The sequence below is a fragment of the TM7 phylum sp. oral taxon 349 genome (assembly GCA_018127705.1).
In the GTDB taxonomy this organism is placed as follows: domain Bacteria; phylum Patescibacteriota; class Saccharimonadia; order Saccharimonadales; family Saccharimonadaceae; genus Saccharimonas.
The window spans coordinates 571,831-583,867 of record CP072328.1 but is presented as its reverse complement, the minus strand read 5'-3'; the positions used below and the strand labels follow the sequence as shown (position 1 = coordinate 583,867).

Annotated in this window: 21 protein-coding genes; 1 reads left to right on the top strand and 20 read right to left on the bottom strand. The window is 50.1% G+C overall.

Translation table 11 applies throughout. The features are described 5' to 3' along the window. The first annotated feature begins 152 nt into the window (after positions 1-152). On the top strand, positions 153-1,421 hold the full coding sequence (locus J5A52_03095) for a hypothetical protein (protein QUB37115.1): 1,269 nt from the start codon (positions 153-155) through the stop codon (positions 1,419-1,421). On the opposite strand, the gene J5A52_03090 is transcribed toward J5A52_03095, so the two are convergent. From J5A52_03090 to tuf, 20 genes are all read right to left on the bottom strand, one after another. Further along, positions 1,381-1,953, bottom strand: a complete 573-nt coding sequence (locus J5A52_03090) for an NUDIX hydrolase (protein QUB37114.1) — start codon at positions 1,951-1,953, stop codon at positions 1,381-1,383. The genes J5A52_03095 and J5A52_03090 overlap by 41 nt on opposite strands. A 111-nt stretch (positions 1,954-2,064) precedes the next feature. Further along, positions 2,065-2,466, bottom strand: a complete 402-nt coding sequence (gene rpsH, locus J5A52_03085) for a 30S ribosomal protein S8 (protein ID QUB37113.1) — start codon at positions 2,464-2,466, stop codon at positions 2,065-2,067. Positions 2,467-2,484: 18 nt separating this feature from the next. After that, positions 2,485-2,754 carry a 30S ribosomal protein S14 gene (gene rpsN / locus J5A52_03080; GenBank protein ID QUB37112.1) on the bottom strand — a complete coding sequence of 90 codons (270 nt, stop codon included), beginning with the start codon at positions 2,752-2,754 and terminating at the stop codon, positions 2,485-2,487. Next, positions 2,754-3,335, bottom strand: coding sequence for a 50S ribosomal protein L5 (gene rplE, locus J5A52_03075; protein ID QUB37111.1), 582 nt, complete (start codon positions 3,333-3,335; stop codon positions 2,754-2,756). Before rplE ends, rpsN begins: the two co-directional genes overlap by 1 nt. After that, positions 3,335-3,655 carry a 50S ribosomal protein L24 gene (rplX, locus tag J5A52_03070; GenBank protein ID QUB37110.1) on the bottom strand — a complete coding sequence of 107 codons (321 nt, stop codon included), beginning with the start codon at positions 3,653-3,655 and terminating at the stop codon, positions 3,335-3,337. Before rplX ends, rplE begins: the two co-directional genes overlap by 1 nt. Beyond that, complete coding sequence (gene rplN, locus J5A52_03065) at positions 3,655-4,023, bottom strand: 50S ribosomal protein L14 (protein ID QUB37109.1); 369 nt, start codon at positions 4,021-4,023, stop codon at positions 3,655-3,657. Before rplN ends, rplX begins: the two co-directional genes overlap by 1 nt. Then, positions 4,020-4,346, bottom strand: coding sequence for a 30S ribosomal protein S17 (rpsQ, locus tag J5A52_03060; GenBank protein QUB37108.1), 327 nt, complete (start codon positions 4,344-4,346; stop codon positions 4,020-4,022). The genes rplN and rpsQ overlap by 4 nt, the downstream gene beginning before the upstream one ends. Beyond that, entirely contained in the window at positions 4,346-4,564 is a 219-nt protein-coding gene (gene rpmC / locus J5A52_03055) for a 50S ribosomal protein L29 (GenBank protein ID QUB37107.1), read from the bottom strand. The genes rpsQ and rpmC overlap by 1 nt, the downstream gene beginning before the upstream one ends. A 1-nt stretch (position 4,565) precedes the next feature. Continuing rightward, a complete protein-coding gene (rplP, locus tag J5A52_03050; protein QUB37106.1) occupies positions 4,566-4,979 on the bottom strand; it encodes a 50S ribosomal protein L16 in 414 nt (137 codons plus the stop codon). Further along, on the bottom strand, positions 4,979-5,620 hold the full coding sequence (gene rpsC, locus J5A52_03045; GenBank protein ID QUB37105.1) for a 30S ribosomal protein S3: 642 nt from the start codon (positions 5,618-5,620) through the stop codon (positions 4,979-4,981). Before rpsC ends, rplP begins: the two co-directional genes overlap by 1 nt. Next, positions 5,620-6,033 (bottom strand): 50S ribosomal protein L22, encoded by a 414-nt coding sequence (gene rplV / locus J5A52_03040; GenBank protein ID QUB37104.1) that lies wholly within the window; start codon positions 6,031-6,033, stop codon positions 5,620-5,622. The genes rpsC and rplV overlap by 1 nt, the downstream gene beginning before the upstream one ends. A gap of 2 nt (positions 6,034-6,035) precedes the next feature. Continuing rightward, a complete protein-coding gene (gene rpsS, locus J5A52_03035) occupies positions 6,036-6,299 on the bottom strand; it encodes a 30S ribosomal protein S19 (protein ID QUB37103.1) in 264 nt (87 codons plus the stop codon). Between the two features lie 3 nt (positions 6,300-6,302). Further along, positions 6,303-7,139 (bottom strand): 50S ribosomal protein L2, encoded by an 837-nt coding sequence (gene rplB, locus J5A52_03030; GenBank protein ID QUB37102.1) that lies wholly within the window; start codon positions 7,137-7,139, stop codon positions 6,303-6,305. Next, on the bottom strand, positions 7,139-7,456 hold the full coding sequence (locus J5A52_03025) for a 50S ribosomal protein L23 (GenBank protein ID QUB37101.1): 318 nt from the start codon (positions 7,454-7,456) through the stop codon (positions 7,139-7,141). Before J5A52_03025 ends, rplB begins: the two co-directional genes overlap by 1 nt. Before the next feature lies 1 nt (position 7,457). After that, the gene (rplD, locus tag J5A52_03020; GenBank protein ID QUB37100.1) at positions 7,458-8,081 is read right to left on the bottom strand and encodes a 50S ribosomal protein L4; all 624 of its coding nucleotides are present in this window, start codon (positions 8,079-8,081) and stop codon (positions 7,458-7,460) included. Beyond that, positions 8,081-8,698 (bottom strand): 50S ribosomal protein L3, encoded by a 618-nt coding sequence (rplC, locus tag J5A52_03015; protein QUB37099.1) that lies wholly within the window; start codon positions 8,696-8,698, stop codon positions 8,081-8,083. The genes rplD and rplC overlap by 1 nt, the downstream gene beginning before the upstream one ends. 171 nt (positions 8,699-8,869) lie before the next feature. Continuing rightward, positions 8,870-9,190, bottom strand: a complete 321-nt coding sequence (locus tag J5A52_03010; protein QUB37098.1) for a hypothetical protein — start codon at positions 9,188-9,190, stop codon at positions 8,870-8,872. Between the two features lie 150 nt (positions 9,191-9,340). After that, on the bottom strand, positions 9,341-9,664 hold the full coding sequence (gene rpsJ, locus J5A52_03005) for a 30S ribosomal protein S10 (GenBank protein ID QUB37097.1): 324 nt from the start codon (positions 9,662-9,664) through the stop codon (positions 9,341-9,343). A gap of 124 nt (positions 9,665-9,788) precedes the next feature. Beyond that, positions 9,789-10,610, bottom strand: coding sequence for an endonuclease/exonuclease/phosphatase family protein (locus J5A52_03000; GenBank protein ID QUB37096.1), 822 nt, complete (start codon positions 10,608-10,610; stop codon positions 9,789-9,791). An 89-nt stretch (positions 10,611-10,699) separates the two neighbouring features. Further along, positions 10,700-11,884, bottom strand: a complete 1,185-nt coding sequence (gene tuf / locus J5A52_02995; GenBank protein ID QUB37095.1) for an elongation factor Tu — start codon at positions 11,882-11,884, stop codon at positions 10,700-10,702. Positions 11,885-12,037 lie beyond the last annotated feature (153 nt).

Sequence of the window (12,037 nt, the reverse complement as noted above, 5' to 3'; positions counted from 1 at the left end):
CCTCTTAGATCTTGATAAGGATAAGAGTGTATTGCTTACTTTACGTTTGAGATTATGTAGCAGGTTAGCGCTATAGGCGTTATGGTACTTATATAAATTGTCTTAATCTACAAGCCTTGCGCCGTATCGCCTGTCCGTGATTAAATAAAATCATGACAAAGATAGGTACGCTAAAGTACTGTAAAAGTAAAATACATAGTTTATTTAAGGATACGGACGTAGAGAAGATTCGCATCATCCCCGCATATGACAGGACAAAAACTATCTCCGATGCCGAAGAGACCGATAAACTCTTCAACTACAAACGTCCGACGGCGGAAATTATTGATGGTGTTGGTTACTTGTACGTCTTTCCCGGCAAAGACTACGTACGCCATTACAAGAAAATCTATGAGACATGCGGTTATAAAGTCACGGCAAAAACGCCAACTCAAGCACAAACGACCAGAGCTGTTAAGAACGCGCTTCCAGACGATATGCCGGCGTGCGACGTAGCGCTACTAGGGTATGTTGAGGCACTTGCTCCCGGTGGTCAAGAATGGCGCGGCAATGACGATGTAAAATGGAAAACGGAAACAATCAACGGGCAGAAAGTTGCGTTTATTGGCGTGGCGTTTAGTTATTGGGGTAATATTATTTACTCTGTTATTGAAGCGCTCTCGAGATATTGCTCAACAGTCATTTATGCCGGTAGGCTCGGCTCGCTTACGCCATCAGACACGCCAAATGCGACGATTGCTACTGGCAACTCTTCATACGTTGACGGTTCGTTGGTAACATGGAACAATCTTTTCAAAAACTCTCCGTTGGCGGTTGAAGGTACACACTACACACTTCCGTCCGTATTAGATGAAACCGCTGAATGGTACAGCGAAGTAAAAGATACGTATCGGTTTGTCGATCCTGAGATCGGCTGGGCGGCAAAGGCGGCGAAAGATTTTGGCTTATCGTTTAGCTACCTTCATCTAGTGACCGATAATTTGTCTGGGTCGTTTAGCGAGAATCTAACGGCCGAGCACGAGGCTGCCGCGCTTAAAAAGCGGTTGCAGTATGTAGGCATTATACGCGCGATTTTATATCATCGCATTGGCGTTGAGCAGACGGTATCGCTCTTTTCTGAGGTGCTTAAAGCGCAGCAAGCCCGCGTCGACAAGGGCTATATGGAGCCGCTTGAACGCAACTGGAAAGCCTGCTTAGCGTTTGCTTACCATACGCAGGAAGAGGCGTGGGAAGTTGTCCGGGAATTACCGCGACGCCAATGGAAAGAGCAGAAAGTAAACCCCGAGACGCTATTATCTGAGATCGTTGATACGCAGATTCAATTGCTCACGACTCTAGCGTACGCCGGTTTTGACGAGCAGGACTTGATTAATGGCGTAATTACAAAGTTGAATGCACATCGCCCAGACTGGAAACCGTAGAATTTTGTTGCCGAAAGATATGCTCCGCCCATCGTAAGCTCGCTAGCTCTCGTGCTCTTTCAAAAATATGAACATACTCTTGCGACGTTGCGTTTTGAACTTTATTAATAGCTTGTGCGATATCTTTACACCAGACAATTGAGCAGCCGTGCAGCTCTTCTTCGTCGATCCAGGCGCTCTTACCAATTTCACCGTCTATCTTAGCGGTAAAATAGTGCTGGCTGCAATCCTCGTTGTACCTTGCTAGGTGGGACTCCACGACTCCTATATATCTAATACTCCTTATTGTTGCCCCGACCTCTTCTGCAATTTCTCGGCGTAATGCCTGTTCAAGCGTCTCGCCCGGCTCGACACATCCACCAGGCAATTTATAATGATCGTACGCCGTTTCATATACCAGCGCAACTTCATTGTCGTCATCAAATAAAATCGCCCGCGCACCCGTGCGTACTGATTTCTCATGAGAAGTTTGTACTGTGGGTAGCCCTACGTCACCATCTGCTATCGTCGCTATAACTTGGTTAGAAATCATATTATCCTTTGTCCTTCTTGTTCTCAGATGTATCACGCTAAATATTGTAAAGCCTCTACTTCAAAGAGCAGAGGCTTTACAATCTTTATAGCAACCAGCAAAGTAGTAAGCTTAATAAACTTTTAGCAACACCTCTCCACCAAGTTTCGCCTTAGCAGCTTCAGCGCCAGTCATTACACCTTTGCTCGTACTGACAAGCACGATGCCGCGGCCTTGCTTAACCTTTGGGATATCGCTTGCAGCAGTATAAACACGACGACCAGGTTTGGAAACACGTGTAATTTCCGTGATCGGACAGTTCTCACCATCTTTTGCAAGTTTTACGACGAGCGTACCGCGCGGCTTGCCGTCCTCAACTTTTACACCAGCCAAGTAGTGGTTCTTCACCAACTGCTCAGCAACAACTTTTTTCAGTTTACTGGTCGGTACGCGAATCTCCGTTTTGCCGACTAGCGCAGCGTTACGAATGCGGGTCAGGAGATCCGCGATCGGGTCAGTTGATTGTAGTGACATATCTTCGTTCTCCTTTCCTTACCAACTACTCTTTGTGACACCAGGAATGTTGCCTTTGCTTGCTTCTTCGCGGAATCGGATGCGGTTCATACCGAACCGGCGCATGTAGCCGCGCGGACGGCCATCAAGCATATCGCGATTTTTGCGGCGCGACGGACTTGAGTTGCGCGGTAATTTCTGCAAAGCGTCGAGATCGCCTTCCGCCTTTAGCGTAGCACGCTTTTCGCTAAATTTCTCAATCAGAGCCAGGCGTTTTTTATCGCGTGCGATCATTGATTTCTTCGCCATTATTTCGCCTCCTTTTCAAATGGTACGCCAAACTTTTCGAGTAGAGCGCGGCTTGCTTCTTTGCTACCGTTCTTGATAGCAAAAGTAACTTGCATGCCGTGTACAAGCTGCGTTTCCTCAAACGTTAATTCCGGGAAGATACTTTGGTCAGTGACGCCAAGGTTGTAGTTGCCCCCCTTGTCAAATTTACTACCGACGCCGTGAAAATCGCGTACGCGCGGCAAGCTTACGTTCACTAAGCGGTCAAGGAACTCGTACATGCGAGCACCGCGCAATGTGACCATTACGCCAATTGGCGCGCCCATGCCTTTGCGAATTTTGAATGTTGCGATTGATTTTTTCGCAAGTCGTTCGACCGGCGCTTGTCCTGTTACGCGCGTCAATGTGTTCTTGACGGCGGCAAACATACGCTTATCGTCTTTACTTTTGCCTGTTCCCACACTCACAACAATTTTCTCGAGCCGCGGAACTTGATTCACGTTGTCGAGCTTCAGTTCGGTCTGCAGTTCCTTCGTGTACGTATCATCATACAAGGCTTTCAGACGAGGAGTGTAAACGGCGGTTTGTTTCGTCTCTGCCATTAGTTAATCTCCTTATTCTTTAATTGGCGCGCCACGCGCGTCTTAGCGCCGTCGTTCACGACGTAGCCGACGCGGCTAGTTTTGCCAGATTTCTCATCAACAACCAGCGCAAGCTTGGATAGATTCACTGGCTTATGGATATCCTTCTTGCCGCCACGCGGATTCAATTGATTCGGTTTGACATAGCGGTGCCCCAAGCCGACGCCTTCAACGAGTGCCGTACCGTCCTTCGGGTTGACAGCGAGCACCTTGCCAGTCGTGCCTTTGTGTGCGCCAGAGATGATTTTGACCGTGTCATCTTTACGAATACGCTGAGCCATTATAGTACCTCCGGTGCTAAGCTGATAATCTTACCGTATCCCATGTCGCGTAGCTCGCGTGGCACAGGGCCGAATACGCGTGTTGCTTTTGGCGTTTTGTCGTCGTTAATGATAACAGCAGCATTATCATCGAAACAGATCGTGCTGCCATCTTTGCGACGGATTTGATCGCGCGTGCGTACGACGACTGCTTTCACGACAGATTTCTTCTTAACGTTACCGGTCGAGCTGGCGTCTTTCACGCTTGCGACGATGATATCGCCGACACGTGCGTAACGGCGGCGCGTTCCGCCCAAGACCTTAATGCACAAAATTGATTTCGCCCCGCTGTTATCAGCAACATGCAGACGAGTTTCTTGCTGGATCATTCTTTATCCTCCTCGCTGTCGTGATCGTGGTCAACTTTGTCGCTAACTTCAGCGTTTACTTCTTCTTTCAACTCAACGCTTCCAACTGAGCGCTTCTCAATACGATCAAGTGTGAAGCTCTTACGCTTCGAGATGGGTCGAGTTTCGACAATCCGCACCGTGTCACCCTTACGAGCATCGTTATTCTCGTCGTGCGCCGCATATTTACGAGTCACAGTATACTGCTTCTTGTAAATCGGATGCGTCTCACGCGAAATAACGGCGACGGTGATGGTTTTGTCGGCGACGTCGGATATCACGACCCCAGTCAGTGTCTTCGCCATTACTGTTCCTCCTTTAATTCTGCGGCATGAATCGCGGTATGTAAGCGCGCGATTTCTTTGCGAATTTGTCCAAGTACGCGCGGGTTGACTAATTCGCCAGCTTTATGCGAGCGGCGAGAATCGTTTAAATCCTGCTGCTTAGTTGCGAGCTCAGCACGCAGCTCGTCAATCGTTTTCACGACATCGGCTTTTTTAGCAGTTTTTTTCGTATCTGCCATGCTACACCTCCTCCCGCTTTACGAATCGGACACGGACAGGCAATTTGTGGCCGGCGAGGCGCATCGCTTCGCGGGCTACATCTTCGCTAACGCCCTTCATCTCAAACATAACTGTGCCGGTTTTTACCTTGGCAACGTAATATTCCGGGTTACCCTTGCCGCCACCCATTTTTAGCCCAAGAGCCTTTTTAGTAACTGGCGTATGCGGGAAAATACGAATCCAAATCTTACCGCCGCGCTTGACGTGGCGTGTCATCGCCTGGCGAGCGGCCTCAATCTGCCGGCTGGTGATGCGCTCGTTATCAAGGCTCTGCAGACCGTAGTCGCCAAATGCGACATAGTTGCCGCGCGTTGCGTTACCACGATTTTTACCAATTCGGACTTTACGATGAGCAACTTTTTTCGGTAATAACATTACTTCGTGCTCCTTTCACCCTTGTAAATCCAAACTTTGATGCCAATGATCCCCGTACCGTTTGGACCAAGCGCGCGCGCAGCGTAAAAATCAACATCGGCGCGTAGCGTGTGCAACGGCACTGAACCTTCAATAAATTTCTCGCGGCGGCTCATCTCGGCGCCGTTCAAGCGACCGGCCACCTCAACGCGGATACCCTTCGCACCAGCATTACGGCTGCCTTGAATTGCCATCTTAACTGCGCGGCGGAAATTCGCACGGCGTTCTAACTGATGCGCGATATTTTCAGCAACGAGCTTGGCGTTCAATTCCGGACGGCGAACTTCTTCAACATTGATACGAACCGGCAGGCTCACGACCTTTTCAATTACCTTTTTCAGCTCGTTAATGCCCGCACCGCCGCGGCCTATTACCACACCGGCTTTCGCTGTATGAATTGTGACTGTAACGAGATTAGCGCTGCGCTCAATTTCGACGTTCGCAATTGTCGGGCGCGATGCAAAACGCTTCTCAATTAGGTCGCGGATTTTACCGTCCTCCGCCAGCCAAACCGCAAAGTCTTTCTTACTGGCGAACCAGCGCGAATTCCAGTTTTTGCTGGTTTGAAGGCGGAAGCTGATCGGGTTAACTTTCTGACCCATTATTTCTTCTCCTCTTTTGCTGCTTTTGATTCAGCTTTCTTTGCTGGTTTTTTAATAACTTTCTCAACGCCTGAGACCTCAACGAGAATGTGGCTTGATTTTTTAGCGAACGGCAATGCGCGGCCGCGGCTTGCCGGCTTGTAGCGGCGCAAACGCGAACCAGCAGTAACACTGAGCGTGCTAATCGTTAAACTCTTGGCGTCTAAATTATGATTGTTCGTCGCGTTAGCGGCAGCCGATTGGATCGCTTTCTTCACCGCAAGCGCAGCACGTTTCGGCGTGTGATCCAAAATCACCACTGCGTCGGCAACGGTACGACCGCGTACGAGCGCAGCCACGAGACTGACTTTGCGCGGCGTTTGGTCAACACCGCGAATTTCAGCGCGAACAGTATAAACTTCTGCTTCAGCCATGGCTACTTCTCCTTGCCCCCGTGCTTACGGAACTTGCGTGTCGGCGAGAATTCGCCAAGCTTGTGACCGACCATGTTTTCGCTAATCAGCACTGGCACATGCACGCGCCCATTGTGTACTGCAAAAGTAAAACCAACCATTTCAGGCGTAATTGTACTGCTGCGTGCCCATGTTTTGATAACGGTGCGATCGCCAATCTTCAGCGCCTTCACTTTTTTGGCAAGCTTCCAGTCGACGAATGGACCTTTTTTGAGTGATCGACTCATAGATTACCTCTTCCTCTTAGCTTCGTGACGACTGCGGACAATCATCTTGTTAGTTGATTTACGGCGGCGAGTCTTGAATCCAATCGCCGGTTTACCCCATGGCGTTTTCGGAATGCGGCCCGGACCAGTCTTGCCTTCACCGCCGCCCATCGGGTGATCGGCTGGGTTCATCGCCTTACCATGCACGCTCGGACGCCAACCCATACGGCGGCGGCGGCCGGCGCTGCCTAGCTTGACATTCTGGTGCTGCACGTTGCCGACGACGCCAAGCGACGCCTCGCATTCCAAACGAAAGCGCCGAACTTCACCCGACGGCATGCGTACCATCGCATAGTTTCCTTCTTTCGCCATAAGCTGTGCTTTTGTACCAGCTGAACGAACCATCTGTGCGCCTTTGCCCGGGTTAATTTCGATCGCGTAGATCTGTGAACCTACCGGAATATTTACAAGTGGTAAGCGGTTACTTGCTTCAACTGGTGCTTCGGCGCCAGTTTTAACTACTGCGCCTTTTGTCATCTGCGTGTCGGCAAGAATGTAGTGGTACAAACCGTGCTGATCTTTCACGCGAGCAATGCGCGCACTGCGGCCTGGATCGTATTCAATTTCCTCAACTGTTAGCACCATGCCAGCTGGCATGCGGTGATTTACTAAACGGTAGTGCCGCTTCACGCCGCCACCGCGGTGGCGCACCGTAATCTTACCAGTATTGTTACGTCCCGCACGCTGCTTGCCGGCTTTCACCAGGCTTTTCAGCGGCTTGCGGGTTGTGATGTCGCTCAGATCCTGCGAAGTCATGCCGCGACGAGCCGGAGTGGTTGGGTTGTATGCTTTAATCGCCATTACTTCTCCTCCTTGACTTCTTCTTGTTCAAATACTTTGATTTTGCCTTCGCTGAGTGTAACGTAGGCTTTTTTGCTGTCCTGGCGCGAGGTTGTGCCCGGGTAGCGATTTTTGCCGCGGCTGTAGCGTATTGACTTACCGTTTTGGACAAGCGTCGTTACTTTTGCAACTTTCGTGCCGTCGAATTGCGATTCAACTGCTGCTTTGATGTCGTTTTTGTTTGCACTCATCGGCACATCAAATATGTAGGTATTCTGGTTAGCGACCAAGCGATACGCTTTTTCACTCACACGCGGAGTAACGAGTACTAATTTCATATTACTTGTCCTCCTTCGGGTTTAGCCATGCGTCAATCACCTTCACGGCAGCTGGCGTCATGATGATTTGATCGGCGTTTAGCACGTAATACACGCTCAAATACTGCGCACGAATCAAGAGGGCACTCTGTAGGTTATTCGTCGCACGTATCAATTCCGGCGTTTTCTCGTCAACAACGAGCAGAACGCGGCGGTCGCGTTTGAATTTCTTGTCAGCAATAAACTTTGCGATTTCGGCAGTTTTGCCGGTTGTTTTAATATCGCTGACAGTAATTTTCTTCGCTTCATTCGCCAACGTCAACGCTTGACGTATTGCTACGCGTTTGCTAGTTTTCGATAGCTTTAGCTTGTAGTTTTCGTTACCGCGTGGTCCGAAAACGATGCCGCCGTGGCGCCAAATCGGGTTACGCGTGCTACCAAATCGGGCGCGCCCGGTACCTTTTTGCTTCCACGGTTTTTTACCACCACCACGTACTTCACCGCGTGTTTTAGTGGTCGCACTTGCCTGGCGGCTGTTCGCAAGGAACGCGTCATACGCGAGCTTCAATAGCTCGTGGTTCGGCACATCAACCCCGAACACTTCCTTCGGCAAGGCTGCTTTTGCTGGCTTGGTTGATTCAGCCATTACTTAGCACCTCCTAACTTAATCTTGATTAAGCCCTTTTTCGGGCCTGGCACCGCGCCTTTGACGCCAATCAAATTGTCGTCCGCCGAGATATAGGCGACCTTCAGATTTCTTACTGTCACCTGTTCTGCGCCCATATGGCCCGGCATGCGCTTGCCCTTAAAAATTTTCTGCGGATACATGCTGCCGATTGAACCGACTTTGCGCGTGTTGCCCTTGCCGCCGTGCGTTTTACGATGGCGTTTAAAGTTGTGGCGCTTGATTGTTCCAGCGAAACCTTTACCTTTGCTGGTACCAGTTGCATCCACTATGTCACCGAGTTCAAACTCTGTAACATCCCACGTATCGCCGACTTTTACCTCGCCCAGGTCGTCGACACGAAATTCCCGAATCTCTTTCGGGGTTACACTAGCTGGCTTTACGTGACCAGCCACGGCCTTGCTCAGGTTCTTACCCTCACCATAGGCAACCTGGACTGCGTTATAGCCGTCGCGTTCGACAGACTTGACCTGAGTTACAGTCACAGGTCCGGCTTGAATCAGTGTCACTGGAGTCGTAACGCCGTCCTCGCCGATGATTTGGGTCATACCAATCTTGGTACCGAGAAGTGCTTTCATTGCCCTCTTGCTCCCATTTAAAAGCCTCGGCGGCTGGCAGTATCCGGAAAGGACTTACCAATTCGCGCGAGTCAAGTTATTATTACGTAATAAATTACATTTACTAGCGTAGCATGTTATAGGGGGTTACGTCAAGAGGTTTTCTCTACAAGCAGCGCGCTAAAAAGCAAGCTAAATGACGATTCCCGCCGGCAAAAAATAACTCACAATTGCGATAATCAGCAGCGTTGCGTACCAAATCTTGCGGTTCATCGGCGATGTTTCCAGCCAATGCACGAGCAGCACGCCTACCGCCAACCCGACCGGCAATGCATTGACCACTACCGCGCCCGCGCTGGCTGGTGTACGGAACTTCAGCCACAACGTGCCTAGTATCGCTACGATTACCAACTTTAAAAGATACGAACTGTCTGGCTCTTGCAGTTTTTCGTTGCCGCGGCGGCTAAATATACGATTACGTGCGTAGGTACGCTGTTTGTGTTTGCGCGACATATCATCAGTATAGCATATGCAGCATAGTTATTGATTGATTTGCCGCCGGCTCAGGCAAAAATTATGATAAATATATCATGGAGTGCATATTTTACCTACAAAAATAACCCCGCGTCTAGCAGGGTTATTTATGAAGCGGAAAGTCCGAAATTACATGCGGATCTCTGCGTCGACGCCGGCTGGCAGCGACAAGTTCTGCAAGTTGTCAATAGTCTTTGGGCTAGCGTTTGAGATGTCAATTAGGCGCTTATGCACGCGCATCTCAAATGCTTCGCCGCCCGTCTTGTACACGTGCGGGCTCTTTACCACCGTGTAGGTGCTGCGGCGCGTTGGCAGCGGCACAGGACCGGCAACAGTCGCACCGGTGCGGATCGCTGTATCAACGATTTGCTTCGCCGACTGGTCAATAAGTTTGTGGTCGTATGCCTTGAGGCGGATGCGGATCTTCAGACCCTGGTTATTGGCGTCTGCCATAATTACTCCTTTGCTCCCGCGTAACCTCGGTTCGAATCGGTTTTGTTAGCGTCTGACCGAGTTATCGCAGAGCGATTTATGATATTTACTGGTCAATCATACCACAAAATATATCACAGTGCAATCAGCTAAAAATATCAGCTTCAATCCTCTTATGGTCTGAAAGTCCTTTGTGATTGTAGTGACGCACGTCCGATGTTATAACGCCACGCGTCAGTACACGGTCAAGCTGAAGCACAGGCATGTTTTGCGGCATCGTCCCGCGATGCTCATGGTCAACATCGCAAAATCCAAATGCTTCTAGCTGCGTAATTGCTGCACTGTCTGCCATTTCATTTAATCGTGTCAGCATATCATTTTCCAGGTGGATTAATCGGGCAACCGCCTTAAACAGCGATGATTGCATACTGCGGGCTAGCCGCGATTTTCTGTACAGTTCATTCATGTCGCCGATAAGTACAGTCGGGCTGTTGTTGCCTGATAAATTAATCAAGTCGTTAACTTGACGGAGACGCATTTTTGAGGATTGATCACTCAGATATACGCCAATGGCTGAAATGCTTTTATTGCCCAAGCGGCAATCAAACTTAAATCCAGGTCGATGCCCCAATAAAACTGGATTTGCTCTAATTGATTTTCCTCGTTTTACCAACGCTACTAAAGCATAGTTTGCGTAGTTATCGTCCGGACGGGTGTCATCGTCGTACACTGTTGCATAAAAATTATAGCCGACTTCATAAAATTCCTGAGGCGACACTAGTAGCCTGCGCTCCTCGCCTAAGTACCGGGAAAATTCAGAATCTTCATGCCATGCATCAGGCAATAGTATAATATCGCAATCAGCATCCACCACCGCTTCGGTGATTTTCCGGGCACGCTGCGGATCACTCAGTCCACCTTTTATATTCCATGACGAAAGCGTTAGTTTGTCTTTTTGATTACACATTATTAAATAATATGCCACAAGACAGCAATTGCGTCAACCAAAATACCCCGCTTACACAAGCGGGGTATTGTTGCAAAAGCAGCGATCAGCTACTTGATGATGTTGGTAACGACACCAGCACCGACGGTGCGGCCGCCTTCGCGGATCGCGAAGTCTTGACCTTTGTCCATCGCAATCGGTGCGAGCAGTTTGACCTTAAATGTCACCTGGTCGCCAGGCATGACCATTTCTTTGTCGGCCGGCAGCTCGACTTCGCCCGTTACGTCTGTTGTACGGAAGTAGAACTGCGGTTTGTAGCCCTTGCTAAACGGCGTGTGGCGTCCGCCCTCTTCTTTCTTCAAGATATACACCTCAGCTTCGAATTCGGTGTGTGGCGTCAACGTGCCTGGTTTCACGATCACCTGGCCGCGCTCAATTTGCTCGCGCTCAATACCGCGCAGCAGCAGTCCAGCATTGTCGCCAGCCTGGCCTTGGTCAAGCGTCTTTTTGAACGCCTCGATACCAGTGACGACCGAGCTTTGCGTCGGCTTCAAACCAACGATCTCTACTGGGTCGTTAATCTTTACGACACCCTGCTCAATACGCCCTGTCGCGACTGTACCGCGACCCTTGATTGAGAAGACGTCTTCAATCGGCATCAAGAACGGCTTATCCAGATCGCGCTTCGGCAACTCAAAGTAGTCGTCCATCGCTTTGACCAATTCCATGATTGCGTCTTCAGCCTCTTTATCGCCCTCAAGCGCTTTAGTTGCTGAGCCCTTGATGATCGGTGCGTTGTCGCCATCGTAGCCGTTCTTGGTGAGTAGCTCGCGAACGTCCATTTCGACCAACTCGACTAATTCCGGGTCTGCCAAGTCCATCTTGTTCAAGAAGACGACAATCTTCGGCACGCCCACCTGGTGAGCTAGCAGTACGTGCTCGCGCGTTTGCGGCAGCGGACCGTCGTTGGCGGCGACCACAAGGATCGCACCGTCGATCTGCGCGGCACCGGTGATCATGTTCTTGACGTAGTCGGCGTGGCCCGGCATGTCGACGTGGGCGTAGTGGCGCTTCTCGCTCTCGTACTCTTGGTGCGAAGTCGCGATAGTGATACCGCGCGCTTTTTCTTCAGGCGCGTTGTCGATGTCAGCGTAATCGCGCGCTTTGTTCACGTCGCTGGGAAGACGCTTCGCGAGCACATGAGTGATCGCAGCGGTCAAAGTCGTTTTACCGTGGTCGACGTGACCCATGGTACCGACATTGATGTGAGGCTTTGAACGGTCAAAGTCTGCCATAGAGGTATTTCTCCTAACTTAATATTGATGATATTCACGACGCGAGCTGCCGCCGAGGCACTGAAGCACCTCAGACAAAACACGTCGCGCGTTACCTATAATTATAGTGGAAGACGTCGATTATGTAAACACTGCTAGTTTGTCTTATTGCGC

Excerpts from the sequence above, each read along its gene's own strand:
- rplB (QUB37102.1), bottom strand. The coding sequence starts at position 7,139 with ATGGCGATTAAAGCATACAACCCAACCACTCCGGCTCGTCGCGGCATG.
- J5A52_03095 (QUB37115.1), top strand. The coding sequence starts at position 153 with ATGACAAAGATAGGTACGCTAAAGTACTGTAAAAGTAAAATACATAGT.
- rpsH (QUB37113.1), bottom strand. The coding sequence starts at position 2,466 with ATGTCACTACAATCAACTGACCCGATCGCGGATCTCCTGACCCGCATT.
- rplX (QUB37110.1), bottom strand. The coding sequence starts at position 3,655 with ATGGCTCAGCGTATTCGTAAAGATGACACGGTCAAAATCATCTCTGGC.
- J5A52_03010 (QUB37098.1), bottom strand. The coding sequence starts at position 9,190 with ATGTCGCGCAAACACAAACAGCGTACCTACGCACGTAATCGTATATTT.
- rpsQ (QUB37108.1), bottom strand. The coding sequence starts at position 4,346 with ATGGCGAAGACACTGACTGGGGTCGTGATATCCGACGTCGCCGACAAA.
- rpsJ (QUB37097.1), bottom strand. The coding sequence starts at position 9,664 with ATGGCAGACGCCAATAACCAGGGTCTGAAGATCCGCATCCGCCTCAAG.
- rpmC (QUB37107.1), bottom strand. The coding sequence starts at position 4,564 with ATGGCAGATACGAAAAAAACTGCTAAAAAAGCCGATGTCGTGAAAACG.
- rplD (QUB37100.1), bottom strand. The coding sequence starts at position 8,081 with ATGGCTGAATCAACCAAGCCAGCAAAAGCAGCCTTGCCGAAGGAAGTG.
- rplN (QUB37109.1), bottom strand. The coding sequence starts at position 4,023 with ATGATCCAGCAAGAAACTCGTCTGCATGTTGCTGATAACAGCGGGGCG.
- J5A52_03025 (QUB37101.1), bottom strand. The coding sequence starts at position 7,456 with ATGAAATTAGTACTCGTTACTCCGCGTGTGAGTGAAAAAGCGTATCGC.
- rpsS (QUB37103.1), bottom strand. The coding sequence starts at position 6,299 with ATGAGTCGATCACTCAAAAAAGGTCCATTCGTCGACTGGAAGCTTGCC.
- rpsC (QUB37105.1), bottom strand. The coding sequence starts at position 5,620 with ATGGGTCAGAAAGTTAACCCGATCAGCTTCCGCCTTCAAACCAGCAAA.
- J5A52_03000 (QUB37096.1), bottom strand. The coding sequence starts at position 10,610 with ATGTGTAATCAAAAAGACAAACTAACGCTTTCGTCATGGAATATAAAA.
- rplV (QUB37104.1), bottom strand. The coding sequence starts at position 6,033 with ATGGCTGAAGCAGAAGTTTATACTGTTCGCGCTGAAATTCGCGGTGTT.
- rplC (QUB37099.1), bottom strand. The coding sequence starts at position 8,698 with ATGAAAGCACTTCTCGGTACCAAGATTGGTATGACCCAAATCATCGGC.
- J5A52_03090 (QUB37114.1), bottom strand. The coding sequence starts at position 1,953 with ATGATTTCTAACCAAGTTATAGCGACGATAGCAGATGGTGACGTAGGG.
- rplE (QUB37111.1), bottom strand. The coding sequence starts at position 3,335 with ATGGCAGAGACGAAACAAACCGCCGTTTACACTCCTCGTCTGAAAGCC.
- tuf (QUB37095.1), bottom strand. The coding sequence starts at position 11,884 with ATGGCAGACTTTGACCGTTCAAAGCCTCACATCAATGTCGGTACCATG.
- rpsN (QUB37112.1), bottom strand. The coding sequence starts at position 2,754 with ATGGCGAAGAAATCAATGATCGCACGCGATAAAAAACGCCTGGCTCTG.
- rplP (QUB37106.1), bottom strand. The coding sequence starts at position 4,979 with ATGTTATTACCGAAAAAAGTTGCTCATCGTAAAGTCCGAATTGGTAAA.